The following is a 16,829-nucleotide window of genomic DNA, read 5'->3' on the forward strand; positions in this document are numbered from 1 at the left end:
CGAAGGGCGCTCACCCGTCCGGGGATCAAGCCCCCGCGGCCTCCAGGACGGCCTCCCGCAGGGCCGCCCCGATGACCGCCGCACCCTCCTCCGAGGGGTGCAGGCCGTCGGTGGCCATGCCGGGGGCGAAGCGGTCCCCCGACCGGACGCCCGCCGCGGAGTCGGCGAAGGTCCAGCCCTCCTCCTCCGCGAGGACCTCGAGCGCCGCGTTGGTGGCGACGGCGACGGCCGGCGCCTCGTCGCGCGGGGGCACCGCCGACAGCACCACGCGCTCGACGCCGACCGCCTCGACGATGCCGCGGACGTTGTCGGCCGTCTCGGCCTCCGTCAGGCCCGCGCCCGGGTCGTTCGTGCCGGCGAGGACGACGAGCACGTCGGCGTCCACCGGCCCGGCGGCGGCCAGCATGTCGGCCGTCGTCGCGCCGGGCCGGGCCCAGCCGCCGGCGAACACGACGCCGTCGGTCGCCGCCGTGGACAGCCAGGACTCGCGGCCCAGGACGCCTGCGGGCACGTCGCCGTCGGCCTGGGTGATCGAGTCGCCGACCGCGGCCAGCCGGACCGCGTCGGCCGGCGGGGACGGAGGGGTGTCGCCGCCGTCCCCGGACGTGCATCCTGCGAGGGACAGCGCGGCCGCCGCGACCACCGCGGCCGCGGTCGTGGGACGGGTGTGACGAGGGGTGCGGGACACCCCTCGAGTGTCGCCGACGGGCGCGTCGGACCGGTTCCTCTCAGTACCCGTTTCGTTACATTCAGTCCGTCGGTCGCCGGTGTCGCCGCCGACCTGGACCGAACGGGTGCAGGCGTGCGCCGCCGCACCGGATGCAGGAGAGAGCAGCGTGTCTGGTCGACTGGGGACGATGGATCCGACGACGGCGGGGGTGCCGGGGGCAGGCCTGCCGACGAGCACCGTGCGGATGGCCCCCGTGCCGCCGGTCGTCCCGCCCCGCGACGGCGACACGCCTCCCCCACCGGCGGCCCCGGAGAAGCAGTCCGGCGTCCGGGTCGAGATCCAGGCGCTGCGCGCGCTCGCGATGTCGCTGGTCGTCCTCTACCACGTGGTCCCGCTGCGGGTGCCCGGCGGCTACGTCGGCGTCGACGTCTTCTTCGTCGTCTCGGGCTTCCTCATCACCGCGCACCTGCTGCGCGAGGTCGAGCGCACCGGGCGCGTGAAGCTGGCGCAGTTCTGGGCCCGCCGCGCCCGCCGGCTGCTGCCGGCGTCGCTGCTCGTGCTCGTGGCCAGCGCCGTCGCCACCGTCGTGTGGGTTCCCCAGACCTACTGGCAGGGCTGGCTGCGCGAGGTCGGCGCCTCGGCGCTCTACGTCGAGAACTGGCTGCTCGCCGGCGATGCCGTCGACTACCTCGCGCACACCAACGCCGCCTCGCCGGCGCAGCACTACTGGTCGCTGTCGACCGAGGAGCAGTTCTACCTCGTCTGGCCGCTGCTGGTCGTGGCCGCCGCCTGGGTCGCCGTGAAGGCCGGGGTGCACCGCCGCCTCGCCGTCGGCGTCCTGTTCGGCGCGCTGACCGTCGGCTCGTTCCTGTACTCGCTGTCGACCACGGTCACCAGCCCGCCCGACGCGTACTTCACCACCCCGGCCCGCGCCTGGGAGTTCGGTCTGGGCGGCCTGCTGGCCCTCGTGGCCGCCACCCCGCCGGAGGGTCGGGAGAAGCTGCGGACGCTGGTCTCGTGGGCCGGCTTCGGCGCCATCGCCTACTCCGCCTTCGCCTTCACCGCGCTGACGCCGTTCCCGGGCACCGCCGCGCTCGTGCCCGTGCTGGGCACCGTCGCCGTCATCTGGGCCGGCGCCCCGCGCTGGGACTGGAGCCCCACCACGCTGGCCGACTTCGGTCCGGTGCGGTTCCTCGGCGACGTCTCCTACTCCGCCTACCTGTGGCACTGGCCGCTGGTCGTGATCGCGCCCTTCGCCCTCGGCCACGAGATGGGCACGACGGCGAAGCTCGCCGTCCTGGTCGCCACCGTCGTGCTGGCGTGGGCCACCAAGGTGTGGATCGAGGACCCGGTGCGCACCGGCACGCCGCTGGCCCGCCGCGGCAACGGCACCACCTTCGTGGCCACCCTCGCGGCGACCGCGCTCGTCGTGGGCTGCGCGGCCGGCGGCTGGTTCTACGTGCAGTCGGAGGTCGACAAGGCCCGGGCGGCCGCGGCCGCCTACGCCGCGGGCGGTGACCCGTGCTTCGGCGCCGGCGCCACCGACCCGGCCAACGGCTGCGGCGACCCGTACGCCTACGAGGGCGACGCCGCCAACCCGATCTTCGCCAAGAGCGACCTGCCGCACGGCTTCCAGTGCCTGTCGGTGCTGGCCGAGACGGACGTCGTCACCTGCCGCTTCGGCAGCGAGGACCCGGTGGAGACCGTCGCCCTGCTCGGCGACTCGCACACCGCGAGCCTCTACGAGGCGATGGAGACCGTCGCCGAGCGCAAGGACTGGGCGGTGGTCACCTACATGAAGGCCGGCTGCCCGGCGCTGGCCAGCTCGCAGCTGCCCGCCGTCGGTCAGCCCGCCGAGGAGCGCCCGGCGTGCGGCGAGTGGGGCGAGGCGGCGATCCAGCAGATCGCCGACGACCCCTCGATCAGCCGGGTCTTCACCAGCTACCGCTCCGACGTCTACCGGTACGAGGACGAGTCGGGCGAGCTGCACGCGGAGTTCCCGACCGACCTGGTCGCGGGCTCGCTGCAGCGGCTGGCCGACGCCGGCAAGGACGTGACGGTCATCCGCGCGGTGCCCACCACCAACGGCTTCCACCCCGGCCCGGAGCTGGTGAACCTGGAGTCGAGCGCGCCGGACTGCATCGCCCGCGTCGGCGAGACCGACGACCCGTGCGCCGGCCCGCGCGACGTCCGGCTCTCCCCCGACCGCATCGTGCAGGCCGTCGAGGAGCTGGGCGACGACCGCATCTCGGTGCTCGACCTGACCGACGTCTTCTGCGACGAGCAGACCTGCCACGAGCTCATCGGCGGCGTGATCGTCTACTTCGACGGCTCGCACCTCACCGCGACGTTCTCGCGCACGCTGGGGCAGGTCATCGCCCAGCGGGTCTGACCCTCCGACGACGCGCCGGCGCCCCCGGGCCCACCCGGGCCCGGGGGCGCTGTGCCGTCCACGGACCGCCGTCGGAGGAGTCCGGATCACCGGCCCGGTACCAGTCGCGGGTGTTCCGGACTCGTCCTGGAGGAGGGCCTCGAAGGACGACGGCGGGGGGTCGCCGGGGAGGTCGGGCCGCGGACGCCGGGCGCGGCACACCTCGTCGGCCCGCACGACCAGCCCCTGTTCCGCCAGCAGGGCGACGACGGCGCCGGCCAGCCCCTCGTCCTCGTCCGGGCGCGCGAACCCGGTCAGCCGCTGCCCCGCGCTCGTGCGCACCGCGGCGTGGGGCAGGACCGCGGGGACGAACACCGTCGCGGCCCCGTCCCGGGCGGTTCGACCTCGTGGACGCAGGAGATGTCGCCCAGGGAGTCGCCGGTCCACACCGCGACCGGCCCCAGGGCCTGGAGCGCCCGCTGCACCGGGGCACGGACGTCCGTGAGAGCGAGGGCGTTCGCGCGGCTGCGGCCGGCGCCCGCGTCCAGCACGGTGGCGACGTCGTGCTCGACGGCGTCCAGCAGAGCCTCGACGTCGCCCACCCGCCCACCGTGGCCACGGATCCGCCGCGGGCCGCGCGCCCGTGCGCCGTGGTTCCGGTTCCGCGTTCCCGCGGAACGCGGCTTCCGCGGTCACCCGTGGGGCGGGTCCTCCCCCGCGATCATGGAGCCGGCGTGGCGACGCGCCGGTACCGCGCGGCGTGTCGCCACCGGAGCCCCGTGATCGCGGGGAGCGCGTCCGCGGACGCGTTCCCGCGGGAACGCCAACACCCCGGACGCGCGGAGGCCCGGTGGCGGATCGCCACCGGGCCTCCGGGCCGCGTCGTGCGGGAGCTCAGACCGGCAGGCCGGTCCGCTGGTAGGCCTCGAGCTCCTCGGGCGTGCCGAAGCAGTAGAAGTCGCCGCGCACCAGGCCCACGCGCCGGCCCGACGAGATGAGCTCGTTGAACACCAGCGAGACGTAGTACTCGGGCATGGCGGCGTCGATCTGCCTGGCCATGAGCCGGTCGGCGGCCTCGAGGAACACCCGCGCCGAGGTGAACGAGTAGACGCCCATGAGCGCGTCGGAGCTGATCGCCTGCTTCTCCGCAGTGCGGACGACGAGCCCGTCGGGGCCCACCTCGGCGAAGCTGTAGCGCGGCAGCACCGACGAGAACGACAGCAGCAGCCCGTCGAGGCTCTGCTGCTCGACGGCGTCGGCGAGCACCCGGAAGTACTCGGCGCTGTCGAAGGCGATGTCGCAGTCGATGATCACCAGCGGCTGGTCGGGGTCGAGCGCGTCCCGGGCCACCAGGCAGGTCTCGACGGCGCCGCGGGTGTCGTGGTCGAGCATCACGATCCGCGCGTCGGGCTGGGCGGCGAGGACCTTCTCGGCCAGCCCGTGCTCGGCGTCGTCGTCGGACCGGACGACGACGGTGACCGTCTTGTCGCCGCTCCACGGGTCGAACGAGCGCAGCGCCCGCCGGAACATCGGGCCGCCGTCGACCTCGATGAGCGGCTTGGGCGTGGTGATCCCGACCTTGCGGAACCGCGTCCCGAGCCCGCCCATCGGCATGAGCACCTGCAGCGTGGCCATCAGGAGACCTCGTCCCACTCGTAGTCGCGCTCCGGCGCCGGCTCCGACGTCGGCCGGCCCAGCCGCCACAGCGCCAGGTTGCGCAGCGCCGTCCGGAAGATGTTCCAGTTCCGCGCGTTCGACACCTGGTCCTCCTCGCGCCAGGTGATCGGCACGTACGCGAAGCGCACCTTCCGGGCCACCAGGTCGAGGATCAGCTCGTAGTTGAACGTCAGGTGGTTCGCGAACCGCAGGTAGCGGGCCGGGTCGAGGTCGCGCAGCGCGAACAGGTTCAGGCCCGAGCCCAGGTCCTGCAGCGAGCGCAGCGCCACGGCGCTGTAGACGCCGTTGAGCACCCGGTTGCCCCACACCCGCTTGGCGTCGTAGCCGTGCAGCGTCGAGCGGCGGCTGAACCGCGAGCCGAGCACCGTCTGGGTCTCCGGGTGGGCGGCGGCGTGGTCGAGCAGCAGGGTGAGCTCGTCGCTCTTCGCCTGGTTGTCGCCGTGCAGGATCACCACGTGGGTCATCCCGGCGGCCCGGGCGTGCTCGAACGCCACCTTGTGGGTGCCGCCGAGGCTGTTGTTCTGCCGGTTCCGGAACACCCGCAGCTTCGGCAGCCGGCCCGAGCGCCGGTACTCCACCGCCCGCTCGAGGGTGTCGTCGGTGCTCCGGTTGTCGATCACCCAGATCTCCTCGACCCGGGCGGCCACCTCGTCGGTGATCTCGTCGAGCACCCGGCCGATCTGGGGGGCGCAGTTGTACGCCGGGATGGCGACAACGACCTTCTGCGGCTCCGGACTCACCGTGCGAGGACCTCCCCGTCCCTCGGCGCATCGCCGAAGACGTCGTCGTCCTGGGCAGCCACGGGCAGCTCGTACTGCTCCAGGAAGCGGTTCAGCGCCTGGATGCAGACGCCGTAGTACTTGAGCACCGTGCCGGGGTTGATCGCCACCCGGTGGGTGAGCATCCGGCCGTAGAACAGCCCGACGTGGAACAGCACCGCGCGCTGCTCGGCCTGCGACAGCCGCCGCGGCATGACCTCGGTGGAGACGAAGTCGGCGAGCTCGGCGTACCGGGCCGACCGCGCGTCGCGGTAGGTGATCTCCGGGGTGCCGTCGGCGGCGGCGCCGAGCACGACCGGGTCCTCGTCGTCGTTGAGGAACTCGTAGCCGTACAGCAGCGACTGCATGTGCCGGGCGAAGTCGATGACCGGGCCGCGGATCTGGTTGTCGTCGGAGGGGTCGATGACCAGCACCCGGTCGGTGGGCAGGTCGACGAGGATGTTGTCGACCGTCAGGTCGCCGTGGATGTGCGACGACGAGCGGAAGGTCGCCAGGTCCTCCCACGCGGCCGGGTTGGCCTGGATGCGGGCGAGGATCCGGTCGAAGTTGTCCAGCTCGGTGCCGTTGACGACGATCCGGTCGCCCTTGAGCGCCTCGGCCAGCGCCGGGTGCGACTCCGCGGCGGCGCGCACGCGCAGCACGAACCGCTCGGTGACGTAGTCGTCGCGCAGCTCCGGGCGGGCCTCGAGCGCGCCGAGCCGGTAGACCCGCGAGTACATGTAGTCCCAGACCTCGGCCAGCTTGGCCGCGCCCTCGGCCAGCGGGTTCTCGTGCACGTACTCGTGCAGGGGGACGCTGCTGGGCCGGTACTCGAGGTCGATCGAGTAGTGGTCCTCGGCGTGCTCCTCGCGCAGCACGGTGACCAGCTGGTCGTGGTCGGCCCGCTCGGCCAGCCAGTCGTGCTGGTTCTTCAGCCGGTGTGCGTACTCCGTGGGCACCATCTTCTTCACGAACAGCTCGCCGGAGCCGTTGGTGGCCAGCAGCGTCACCGCGTTCGACCCGCCCTTGAAGAAGCGGACCAGGCTGACGTTGCCCTTCACCTCCAGCCGGTGCATGACCGTGCTGAGGTGCTGGCGCTGGAAGTAGGCGTCGAGGAAGTGCGTCATCGACCCGGAGATGTCCTGGTCGCGGCCGAGCTTGTTCACGTACCGGTCGGCCGGGGCGAGCTCGGCGCCGGCGAGCGGGTCGCTGGTGCGCCGCGCCCAGTTGACGAACAGGGCGACGACGGCGACGACGATCACCGGCACGTTCACGACGACCCAGGAGGCGGCGGCGAACAGCAGCACCTCGGAGCCGGACAGGCCGGTGCTGCCGGTGACGAAGTCGCGGATCCCGTCGGTGTAGGTGCCCGGGGCGCCGTTGCCGATGCTCGGGCTGACCACGCCGGCCGGCGCCGCGGTGGTGATGACCGCGTCGCGGCTCGACAGCGCCGGGAACACGACGGCGACGGTTCCCGCGGCCGCGGCGACGTAGCAGGCCCACGAGGCCAGCGTCAGCACGCCGTAGCGGGCGAGCTGGCGGCGCTGCCGCAGGAACCGCTGGAAGCCGAAGATGACCGACCACAGCTTGAACCGGGCCCGGTTCTCCAGGTCGGTGTTGAGCCACGCCGTCATCCGCCAGGCCAGCCGCATGAGCGTCGCGTTCTCCCGCACGAGCGCGGCGAACGAGCCGATGAGCAGCAGCGAGACGACCAGCGCGGCGACGGCGGCGAACGGCACGATGCCGGCGATCGGGCCGCCGAACAGCGCGATGACCAGCAGGAACGCCACCGAGACGAGCACGACGTCGATGAGCCGCTCGAGCACGACGGCCATCAGCGTGTACAGCCAGCTGATCCGCAGGGTCTTCGCGATCAGGTAGGAGCGGACGACCTCGCCGACGCGCAGCGGCCAGACGAGGTTGAACAGGTAGCCGATCGACAGGTGCCGGAACTGCCCCGCGAGGCTGCCCCGCCGGACGTTGTCGATCGGCACCTTGGTGCGGGCGGCGCGCAGCACGTGCCCGCCGAGCTGCACCGCGGCGGCGAGCCCGAGCAGCGCCCAGCCGCCGCCGGACAGGCCCGAGGCCAGCCGGTCGAACACGTCGGTGAGCGAGTCCCGGGTGAGGACGACGAAGCCGGCGAGCGAGAGCAGCGCGACGACGATGAGCGCGAGCCGGCCGCGCGAGTAGCGGAGAGCCATCAGAAGTGCGGCACCTCGAGGACCATCAGCCCCGCCGCGAGGGCCGCCTGGCGCCCGGTCTCGGAGTCCTCGAACGCCAGGCTCGCCGACGCGTCGGCGCCGAGCAGCTCCAGCGCCTTGAGGTAGCCCTCCGGGTCGGGCTTGCTGCGGGTCACCTCGTCACCCCACACGACGACGTCGAACAGCGGCGTCAGCCCGTGGGTGTCGAGGATCTGCCGGCCGTTGCCGGACTTGGCGGTGCTCACCAGCGCGGTGCGGTGGGTCGGGGCGACCAGCCGCAGGAACGCGATGAGCGCGTCGTTGGCCGACGTCTCGTGCAGGACCTCGGCGTAGAGCCGGCTCTTGGCCGCGCGGATCGTGTCGACGCCACTGGGGTCGATGCCCGGCAGCAGGTCGGGGATGAAGTCCCGCGAGTCGCGCCCCCAGGTGCCGGCGAACTGCTCGGGCGTCAGCTCGTGGCCCGACTCGGCGAACGCGCCGCGGTAGGCCGCGTAGTTGGCCTCGCGGGTGTCGACGAGGGTGCCGTCGAGGTCGAAGAGCAGGGCCTGCACCGACCCGCCTGGACGCGTCATGCCGTTCGGTCCCCCCAGTGCGTCGGTCCCGGTGCCCGGTCGTGCTGCCACCTCAGGCCCCCGCCCCGTCGCGCGCCGGCTCCCGCTCGGGCTGAGCCGCCGGACGGCCGCGGAACAGCAGCTTGCTGGCGACGAAGTTGGCCGCGAACGACGGCGGCAGCGACACCAACTTACAGACGAAGGCGTCCCACCCCGTGACGTCGTGCAGGAGCTCGATGAGCACCGAGAAGACGACGATCGAGGTCGCGTACCACCCGACGAACAGCGCGAAGGTGGTGCGCGAGCGCTCGGCGGCGAAGGCGTACTTCGTCACGAACAGGTAGACGACGACCACGGCGCAGGCGGCGCTGACCACGTTGGCGACGCCGGGCGAGGCACCCAGCCGCACGCCGAGGGCGAAGACGCCCAGGTCGACGGCGAGGCCGAGGCACGAGCCGAGGAGGAAGCGGACCACCTGCCGCAGCAGGTGCCGCACGCGGCCGCCGCTCACCGGCGGGCCTCCCGGCGGCCGGCGACGACGGCACCGGCGGCGGCCAGCACGATCAGCGCGGACCCGGCGAGGGCGGCGGGCACGACCGCGCCGGCGCCGGCCGGGGCGTAGGCCAGCTGGAGGCGGCCGCCGTCGATCCCGGCGGGCAGGTCCACCGCGAGGGCGGCGCCCTCGACCGTGGTCACCGGGATCTCCTCGCCGTCGAGGGTCGCCGTCATGCCCGGGTAGTACGGGATCCGGGTGGCGAGCGTGCCGCCCTCGTCACCGGTGGAGACGACGTAGGTGTCCATGGGCGCGTCGACGCGGGCGAGGGTGGAGGTCCAGTCCTCCTCGGAGACGCTCACGTCGCCGGTGACCGCGGTGACGCGGCCGGGCAGCCCGTCGGCGCGCTGGTAGCGCAGCCACGTGTCGTTGGCCGCGACCTGGCGCCAGCCGCCCTGCGCGAAGTGGTCGACGACCTCCTGCGGCGCCTCGGCCGACAGCAGCACGACGTCGGAGGACATGAGGTCCAGCCAGGTCAGCCCGGTGTCACCGGCCTCGGCGAGCAGCTGCGCGGGCTCGGAGCAGGTGGCGCCCCAGACCGAGCGGCACCAGTGGTCGTTGAGCGCGGCCTGCCAGACGGCCAGCGAGGCGTAGCCCGGGCGCAGGCCGGCGATGACGTTGCCGCTGCCGTTGACGACGCCGTCGGACCAGCCGCGGTCGCCGTCGAAGCCCCAGGTGACGACGGTGAGCTGCTCGCCGGGCGCGACGGAGGCGGCCCGGAACTGCTCGACCGTGGTGCCCACGTCACGGCCCGGGTCCAGCGCCCGGAGCGGGGCGCCGTTGCTGTCGGGGTTGCCCTTGATGACGTCGTCGCGTTCCTGGACGGTGACCATCATCTGCTCGCCCAGCGGGAAGCCGGAGGCGACGGCGAGGACCAGCACGACGCCGGCCAGGGCCGGCACCGCCGGGCGGGCGCCGGCGCGGCCGCCGGTGGAGCCGCGCAGCACGGCGACCAGCGCGGCGAGCGCCACGAGGGCGACGACGAACGCCAGCGCGTGCCACTTGACCAGCACGGGGGCGCGGGAGAAGGCGAGCGCGGCCTGGGCGGCGGCGATCCCGCCGGCCAGCGCGATCCGCCGGCGGGTGAGCACCGGCGCGGCGGCCAGCGCGATCAGCACCAGCAGCGGGAGGAAGACCTCGACGTAGACGAGGTAGCGCACCGGGTAGCGGAAGACCGACACCGTGGTGGGCAGCTGGGTGGCGACGACGGCGGCGGCCCACACCAGGCCGGCGGTGAGCACCCCGGGCCGGCGCCAGGCGGCGCGCCAGTCGACCAGCGCGGCGGCGGGCAGGGCCACCAGCATCGTGGCCATGGCCGGGACCAGGCCGATCGTGCCGGTCCAGGCGTTGGTCTGGCCGAGCAGCGTGGTGCCGCCGAGCAGCACGTCGGCGAGGTTGGGCACGCCGAAGCCGGCGTTGCCGATGAGCGGGTCGGCGCCCTGGCGGCCCATGACCTCCGACAGCTGCAGGGTGGCGACGAAGGTCGGCAGCGCGACGACGAGCCCGCCGACGGCGGCCGCGACCCGCGACAGCGCGCGGGCGTTGACCAGCGCCGCCTTCCAGGAGCCGTACTCGCGGCGGTACTCGACGAGCTGGCCGACGATCACCAGCCCGGCGAAGGGGAAGGCGTAGGGGTTGCCGGAGGTCAGCAGCGCCCAGGTGGCGAGACCGGTGCCCAGCACGCCCACGGCCGAGCGGCTGCGCAGGCCGGCCCACAGCCACGGCAGACAGGCGGTGGCCCACAGCAGCGGCCACCAGGAGCTGCCGTACCAGACGAGGAAGCCGCTGGAGCCGATGCCGACGGCGCCGGCGACGGCGAGCGCGGGCCGCACGCCGTACTGCAGCAGGACGACGACGGCGCCCGCGCCGAGCACCAGGATCATCCCGGCGCCGTAGGCCCAGGAGATGGCGAGGAAGTCCCCGGAGCGGCCGACGACCGCCTGCACCAGCCAGTGCAGCGGGTCCAGCACGCCGTACTGCATGTCGGCGACGACGTTGCCGCCCATCCCGAGGTCGGGGTCCATGAGCGGCGGCCGGCCGCCCTCGAGGTTCTGGCCCAGCCACCAGGTCATGGGGCCGAACTGCGCCTGCGAGTCGTCGAACCAGAAGAACCGGGGCGCCCAGTGGCGGACCAGCAGCAGCTGCAGGCCCTGGGCGACGAGGTAGCCGGCGAGGGCGAGCACCCAGGTGGCGGCGCGCGGGCCGCGCGGGGCGCGGTCGGCGTCGGGGGTCCGCTCGGGCACCGGCGGGGTCTCGCGGTCGAGGACGGCGGCGCGGGAGCCGGTGTCTGCGTTCATGGGGTCTCGGCCTTCTCGTCCGACGCGGGCGGCCTGACCGGCCGGGCCCGCGGCACCGAAGGCGCTCCCGTCGGGAGGCGGGCCCGACCGGTGCTCGTGGGGCGTTCCGGGAGCCGACTGTATCCGCGCGTGGACGGCCCTGGGGCGAACCGGTCCGGTCCGGTGCCACCCTGTCCCCGTGCCTCCCACTCGTCCCACGGACCCCGCCGGACTGCTCGCCGCGGCGCTGCGCCGCGACCCCTCCGCCCCCCTGGTCACCGCCTACGACGACGCCACCGGCGAGCGCGTGGAGCTGTCGGCCACGACCCTGGCGAACTGGGTCGCGAAGACGGCGAACCTGCTGCAGGACGAGTTCGACGTGGGCCCGGGCAGTGCGGTCGCCGTCGCCCTGCCGGTGCACTGGCAGACCGCCGCGGTGCTGCTCGGCGTGTGGAGCTGCGGCGCCGCGGTGCTCGACACCGCCGCCGAGGACGACGGCCGCCTCGACGCCGCCGACGTCGTCCTCGCCGCCCAGGACCGGCTCGCGCCGCTGGAGGAGCAGGACCTCCCCGACCTCATGGGCCTGTCGCTGCACCCGCTCGGGATGGGCATGACGGGCTACGCCGGCCCGGCGCGCGACTTCGCCCTCGAGGTGCGGACGCACGGCGACGTCTTCACCCCCTACCGGCAGCCGGACCCGGCCTCCCCCGGCCTGTCGGCCGGCGGCCTGCAGCTGACGCTCGGCGCGCTGGCCGGCGCCGCCGAGGAGCTCGCCGGGCGGCTGGGCCTAGCGGCCGGGGACCGGGTGCTGGTCGACGAGCGGACCGCGGAGGAGGCAGGGCCGGTCGCCTGGCTGCTCGCGCCGCTGGCGGCGGGCGCCTCGCTGGTGCTCGTGCGGCACCCCGACCCGGCCGCTCTGCGCGGCCGGGCGGAGGCCGAACGGGTCACCGCTACGCTCGGCGTCCGGATCGAGGGCATCCGCGAGCTGGGCCGGCCCGCCTGAGGCGGCCGCCCACCGCGCCGGGAGAGACGGTGGTCAGCTGATGGACAAGGTCGTCGCGAGCGCGCGGGAGGCGGTGGCCGACGTCGGCGACGGCGCCGTCCTCGCCGTGGGCGGGTTCGGGCTCTGCGGTGTCCCGGTGGCGCTGATCGACGCGCTGCTGGAGAAGGGCGCGCGGGACCTGACGACCATCTCCAACAACTGCGGCGTCGACGACCAGGCGCTCGGGGTGCTGCTCTACGCCGGGCGCATCCGCCGCACGATCAGTTCGTTCGTCGGCGGCAACAAGGAGCTCGCCCGGCTGTACCTCTCCGGTGAGCTGGAGGTCGAGCTGACCCCGCAGGGCACGCTGGCCGAGCGGCTGCGGGCCGGCGGCGCCGGGATCCCCGCCTTCTACACGCCCACCGGCGTGGGCACGATGGTCGCCGACGGGGGCATCCCGGTGCGCTACGACGCCGAGGGCACCGTGGTCGAGACCAGCGCGCCGAAGGAGACCCGCGTCTTCGACGGCACCGAGTACGTGCTCGAGACCGCGCTGACCGCCGACTTCGGCCTGGTGCGCGCCGCGGTCGGCGACCGGCACGGCAACCTGGTCTTCCACGAGTCGGCGATGAACTTCAACCCGCTGGCCGGCATGGCCGGGCGGGTCACGATCGCCGAGGTCGAGGAGCTCGTCGAGCCCGGCGAGATCACCCCCGAGCACGTGCACCTGCCCGGTGTCTTCGTCGACCGGGTGGTCGTCGTCGGCGCGGAGGGCAAGAAGATCGAGCGGCGCACCACGCGCCCCCGCCCGGCCGCGGTCGCGGAGTCCGCTCCGCCGGCCGCCGGCGGCGAAGAGGCCACGGAGGAGAACGCGTGACGCTGACCCGCGACCAGCTCGCCGCCCGGGTGGCCCAGGAGCTGCAGGACGGCTCCTACGTCAACCTGGGCATCGGCATGCCCACGCTGGTGCCCAACCACGTCCCCGACGGCGTGCACGTGGTCCTGCACAGCGAGAACGGCGTCCTCGGCGTCGGTCCGTACCCCTTCGAGGGCGACGAGGACCCCGACCTGATCAACGCCGGCAAGGAGACCGTCACGATCCTGCCGGGCGCGAGCTTCTTCGACTCCGCGATGAGCTTCGGGATGATCCGCGGCAAGCACCTGGACCTCGCCATCCTCGGCGCGATGCAGGTCAACCCCCGCGGCGACCTGGCCAACTGGCTGATCCCCGGGAAGATGGTCAACGGCATGGGCGGGGCGATGGACCTCGTCCACGGCGCGCGCCGCGTGGTGATCATGATGGAGCACGTGGCCCGCGACGGGTCGCCGAAGCTGGTCGAGGAGTGCTCGCTGCCGCTGACCGGCAAGGCGTGCGTCGACCGGGTGGTCACCGACCTCGCCGTCGTCGACGTCACGCCCGAGGGGTTCGTGCTGCGCGAGGTGGCGCCGGGCGTCAGCGCCGACGAGGTCGTCGAGAAGACCGGTGCCCCGCTCGCGGTGCCGGGCGACGTGCCCACGATGGCCCTGCCGGCCACGGTCTGACCCGGTCGTGACCACGGCACCGCTCCCCCGGTGACGTTCTCGGTCGTCGCCCGCGACCCCGTCACCGGGGACATGGGCATCGCGGTCTCCTCGTGCATCCTGGCCGTCGGCCGGGCGGTCCCCAGCGCCCGCCCGGGCGTCGGCGTCGTCGCCGTGCAGGCGCGCAGCCCGCGCGGCCTCGGGCACGTGCTGCTCGGCGGGCTCGCCGAGGGCACCGCGCCGGCGGTGCTGGTGCGCCGGGCCGCGCACGCCGCGGAGGACGTCGACCGGCAGATCGCCGTGCTCGCCACCGACGGGTCCGTCGCCGCCGACACCGGCCCCGGCTCGTTCCCGGTCAGCGGCCACCTCGTCGGCGGGGGCTGGAGCGTCCAGGGCAACATGCTCGCCTCCCCGGACGTGCTCCCGGCGATGGCCGCGGCGTACGAGGCCGCCGCGGGCGGGCTGCCCGATCGGCTGCTGGCCGCGCTCGCCGCGGGCCAGGACGCCGGGGGCGACCTGCGCGGGCGGCAGTCGGCGGCACTGCTCGTGGTGAGCGGGCAGCCGGCGTCGGAGGAGGACGACGGGGTGCGGATGGACCTGCGCGTCGACGACTCGGGCGACCCGGTCGCCCAGCTGCGGATGCTGCGCAACCTGCAGCGCGCCTACGACGAGCGCGACTACGACACCCTGGCCCTGTTCGCCCCCGAGGGCGCCCGCGACCTCTACGCCGCGCTGGCCGCCTCGCGGCGCGGCGACCGGGAGGGCGCCCGCGCCGCGCTGGCCGCCGTCCGCCGTCGCCCGGGCTGGTCGGCGTGGCTGGCCTCGATGGCCGGCGACTCGCGGCTGGCCGCGGTGTCCCGGCTGCTCGACTGACGTGGCCGCCGACGTCCCGGCCGACGGCATCCCCGCCGACGGACCCGCCGGCGAGCCCGCGCGCGACGGGCTGCTGCGCCAGCTGACCCGCTTCGTCGCCGTGGGCGCCCTGTCGGCCGTCGTCGACCTCGGCGTCTACACCCTCGGCCTGCACCTGGGGCTGGCCACCTGGCTCGCCCGGGCGATCAGCTTCGTCTGCGGCACGACGACCGCCTACGTCCTCAACCGGCGCTGGGCGTTCGGCGTCGAGGGCGGGTCGCGGCGGGTGGCCGGGTTCGTGCTGCTCTACGGCACCACGTTCGGGGTGGTCCTGGCGGTCAACGCGCTCGCCCTGCTGTGGCTGCCGCAGCGGTGGTGGGCGCCGACGCTGGCCTGGGCGGTGTCGCAGGGCCTGGGCACCGCCGTCAACTTCGTCGTGCTGCGGACGGTGGTCTTCCGCCGCTGACGGCGCTCAGGCGCTCTCGCCGACCTCCGCCGGCACGCCGCGGATCTGCTCGATGATCGCGGTCGTGGACACCGCCGGGGTGCGCTCCAGGTAGACGACCCGGCAGACGTCGCCGAGGCCGTCGAAGCGGCCCGCCCAGTCGTCGCCCATGACGAGGACGTCAGCCCGCTGCTCGACGAGGTACCGCCGCTTGGCCTCCAGGCTGTGCTCGACGAACACCTCGTCGACGCACCGCAGCGCGCCGACGATCGCCATGCGCGCCGCGAGCGGGTAGACCGGTGAGCGCCCCTTCTTGCCGCGGTTGAGCTCGTCGGAGCTGATGCCCACGACGAGCCGGTCCCCGAGCGCCGCGGCCCGCTCGAGCAGCCGGAGGTGGCCGGCGTGGAACACGTCGAAGGTGCCGAAGGTGACCACCCGGGTGGGGCCGGGCACCGGCGCCAGGCTCACGTGGTCTCCGGCCGGAGGGAGCGCAGGACCGCCGGGTCGATCTCCCGGTCGTGCAGGGGCAGGACCAGCTCGGTGACCAGGTCGGTCAGCTCGGCGACGCGCAGGTGGAGCCGCCGCTCCTCGTGCAGGCCGTCCCGCAGCCGCGCCACCTCCTCGCGGAGCGCGCCCACCTCGTCGCCGAGGCCGCGCAGCCGGGCCACCTCCGCCTCGAGCTCACGGGTCCGGCCGTGCGCCTCGTCGAGCTCCTCGCGCAGCCGGTCGTCGGCGGCGCGGAGGTCGGCGAACTCCTGCTGCAGGGCGGACAGCTGCCCGGCCAGCTCGAGGCCGGCGGGTGCCAGGGCCCGGCGCACCAGGTGCGCCGGCCGGGCCAGGGGGCGCCGGGGCGCCGCGTCGTCGGGGGTCAACTGTTCCTCCGTCGCAGGGTGATGCGCCACAGGTCGGTGAGGCGCTCCTCGGGGGCGCCGGCCCAGGAGACCGGCTCGGTGCACGGGACCACCTCGTCGGCGACGAGCCGGTGCCGCGCCGCCTCGGCGAGGACGTCGTCGAGGCGGAGGTGGCGGTGGGGGGCGATCCCCGGGTGGGCGTGGTCGGCGACGACGTCGAGGTGGGCGGTCCCGCCGCGGCGCAGCAGCATCCCGCAGAGCCGGAACACGTTGTCCCGGCCGCGGTCCTCCAGCGCGTTGAGCAGGCGGCGTCCGAGCACGGTCCAGGCGCCCGGGTGCCCGGCGGCGAGCTCGGCGCCCAGCCGGAGGACGAGGCGGGTGTCGAGGAGGTTGAGGACGTCGAACGCGACGTCGAGGTCCCGCTCCCCCGCCGCCCGGCGGGCTGTCCCCACGGCGTAGCGGGAGAAGTCGACAGCGCGCACGGTCCGGCCCGCGGCGGCCAGCGCCAGGGCGTCCGAGCCCAGCCCGCAGCCGAGGTCGAGCACCGGCGCACCGTCGGGGGCCATCGCGTGCAGCGCCCGGGCGAGGCCGCTCATCGCGCGGGCGGGGCGGGGCTCCTCGGTGGCGAGGACGATCTCGTCCTCCCAGCCCTCGCGCTCGACGTTGTAGTCGGCGAACCAGCCGTAGAAGCGGTCGGCCGTCTCCGGCGGGATGTCGAACTGGTAGGCCGGGTCCGGCACGCGCCACCCGGGGCCGAAGAGCTCGACCAACATCCGCTCGGGGTCCCGCGGCGCCGGCTCCGGGCGGCCCTCGACCAGCACGGTCACCGGCGGGAGGAGGTCCTCCTCGGTCGCCTCGGTGCGGATCGGGAAGTGCTGGAACCAGCGCCCCTCGAGCAGGAACCCGGTGAAGACGTCGACGTAGTGATCGGGCCGGCCGTCGTGCTCGACGAGGACCTGGAGGTGGCCGGCCGACAGGCGCAGCACCCGGTGTCCGGCGCCGGCCAGCACCCGGCCGAGCTCGAACGCCTCGAGCACCACGTCCACCGGGGCCGAGAGCCGGCTGAGGTAGGCGAGGTCGGCGTCGTCGTCGTGCGGGAGGACGTGCCCGTCCTCCCGCAC

The 16,829-nt window shown here is 74.6% G+C and carries 16 protein-coding genes; 6 read left to right on the forward strand and 10 right to left on the reverse strand.

The window, feature by feature from the left end; translation table 11 throughout:
- Nucleotides 1–25: 25 nt before the first annotated feature.
- Nucleotides 26–688 (reverse strand): SGNH/GDSL hydrolase family protein, encoded by a 663-nt coding sequence (locus tag ACI79X_RS13075; protein WP_457025834.1) that lies wholly within the window; start codon nt 686–688, stop codon nt 26–28.
- A gap of 235 nt (nt 689–923) precedes the next feature.
- Between ACI79X_RS13075 and ACI79X_RS13080 the strand changes: the two genes are divergently transcribed.
- Nucleotides 924–3,062, forward strand: a complete 2,139-nt coding sequence (locus tag ACI79X_RS13080; RefSeq protein WP_457025835.1) for an acyltransferase family protein — start codon at nt 924–926, stop codon at nt 3,060–3,062.
- A gap of 873 nt (nt 3,063–3,935) precedes the next feature.
- Here the strand turns inward: ACI79X_RS13080 and ACI79X_RS13085 are convergent.
- The 6 genes from ACI79X_RS13085 to ACI79X_RS13110 are packed head-to-tail and all read right to left on the reverse strand — an operon-like array spanning nt 3,936 to nt 11,078.
- The gene (locus tag ACI79X_RS13085) at nt 3,936–4,676 is read right to left on the reverse strand and encodes a glycosyltransferase family 2 protein (RefSeq protein ID WP_457025836.1); all 741 of its coding nucleotides are present in this window, start codon (nt 4,674–4,676) and stop codon (nt 3,936–3,938) included.
- Entirely contained in the window at nt 4,676–5,458 is a 783-nt protein-coding gene (locus ACI79X_RS13090; RefSeq protein WP_457025837.1) for a glycosyltransferase family 2 protein, read from the reverse strand. Before ACI79X_RS13090 ends, ACI79X_RS13085 begins: the two co-directional genes overlap by 1 nt.
- Complete coding sequence (locus ACI79X_RS13095; protein ID WP_457025838.1) at nt 5,455–7,677, reverse strand: lysylphosphatidylglycerol synthase transmembrane domain-containing protein; 2,223 nt, start codon at nt 7,675–7,677, stop codon at nt 5,455–5,457. Before ACI79X_RS13095 ends, ACI79X_RS13090 begins: the two co-directional genes overlap by 4 nt.
- The gene (locus ACI79X_RS13100) at nt 7,677–8,249 is read right to left on the reverse strand and encodes an HAD family hydrolase (protein WP_457025839.1); all 573 of its coding nucleotides are present in this window, start codon (nt 8,247–8,249) and stop codon (nt 7,677–7,679) included. The genes ACI79X_RS13095 and ACI79X_RS13100 overlap by 1 nt, the downstream gene beginning before the upstream one ends.
- A gap of 52 nt (nt 8,250–8,301) precedes the next feature.
- Complete coding sequence (locus tag ACI79X_RS13105; protein WP_457025840.1) at nt 8,302–8,739, reverse strand: GtrA family protein; 438 nt, start codon at nt 8,737–8,739, stop codon at nt 8,302–8,304.
- Entirely contained in the window at nt 8,736–11,078 is a 2,343-nt protein-coding gene (locus tag ACI79X_RS13110) for a hypothetical protein (protein ID WP_457025841.1), read from the reverse strand. The genes ACI79X_RS13105 and ACI79X_RS13110 overlap by 4 nt, the downstream gene beginning before the upstream one ends.
- 178 nt (nt 11,079–11,256) lie before the next feature.
- Here ACI79X_RS13110 and ACI79X_RS13115 point away from each other — a divergent pair, with 178 nt between their 5' ends.
- Genes ACI79X_RS13115 through ACI79X_RS13135 form a run of 5 tightly spaced genes read left to right on the forward strand, consistent with a single transcriptional unit; the run spans nt 11,257 to nt 14,878 of the window.
- Complete coding sequence (locus ACI79X_RS13115; RefSeq protein WP_457025842.1) at nt 11,257–12,060, forward strand: TIGR03089 family protein; 804 nt, start codon at nt 11,257–11,259, stop codon at nt 12,058–12,060.
- A 40-nt stretch (nt 12,061–12,100) separates the two neighbouring features.
- Nucleotides 12,101–12,916, forward strand: a complete 816-nt coding sequence (locus ACI79X_RS13120) for a CoA transferase subunit A (protein WP_457025843.1) — start codon at nt 12,101–12,103, stop codon at nt 12,914–12,916.
- Nucleotides 12,913–13,581 (forward strand): CoA transferase subunit B, encoded by a 669-nt coding sequence (locus tag ACI79X_RS13125; protein ID WP_457025844.1) that lies wholly within the window; start codon nt 12,913–12,915, stop codon nt 13,579–13,581. The genes ACI79X_RS13120 and ACI79X_RS13125 overlap by 4 nt, the downstream gene beginning before the upstream one ends.
- A 30-nt stretch (nt 13,582–13,611) precedes the next feature.
- Nucleotides 13,612–14,433: a DUF1028 domain-containing protein gene (locus ACI79X_RS13130; protein WP_457025845.1), complete on the forward strand. Its 822-nt coding sequence runs from the start codon at nt 13,612–13,614 to the stop codon at nt 14,431–14,433.
- A gap of 1 nt (nt 14,434) precedes the next feature.
- Nucleotides 14,435–14,878, forward strand: a complete 444-nt coding sequence (locus tag ACI79X_RS13135) for a GtrA family protein (RefSeq protein ID WP_457025846.1) — start codon at nt 14,435–14,437, stop codon at nt 14,876–14,878.
- Nucleotides 14,879–14,884: 6 nt separating this feature from the next.
- Here the strand turns inward: ACI79X_RS13135 and ACI79X_RS13140 are convergent, their stop codons facing one another.
- The 3 genes from ACI79X_RS13140 to ACI79X_RS13150 all read right to left on the reverse strand — a co-directional run.
- Nucleotides 14,885–15,325 carry an adenylyltransferase/cytidyltransferase family protein gene (locus ACI79X_RS13140; protein ID WP_217651288.1) on the reverse strand — a complete coding sequence of 147 codons (441 nt, stop codon included), beginning with the start codon at nt 15,323–15,325 and terminating at the stop codon, nt 14,885–14,887.
- The gene (locus ACI79X_RS13145; RefSeq protein ID WP_457025847.1) at nt 15,322–15,729 is read right to left on the reverse strand and encodes a DUF6752 domain-containing protein; all 408 of its coding nucleotides are present in this window, start codon (nt 15,727–15,729) and stop codon (nt 15,322–15,324) included. Before ACI79X_RS13145 ends, ACI79X_RS13140 begins: the two co-directional genes overlap by 4 nt.
- A partial coding sequence (locus ACI79X_RS13150) for a class I SAM-dependent methyltransferase (RefSeq protein WP_457025848.1) occupies nt 15,726–16,829 on the reverse strand: 1,104 nt, incomplete at its 5' end. The genes ACI79X_RS13145 and ACI79X_RS13150, both read right to left, overlap by 4 nt.

Source organism: Geodermatophilus sp. SYSU D01119, from assembly GCF_054049975.1.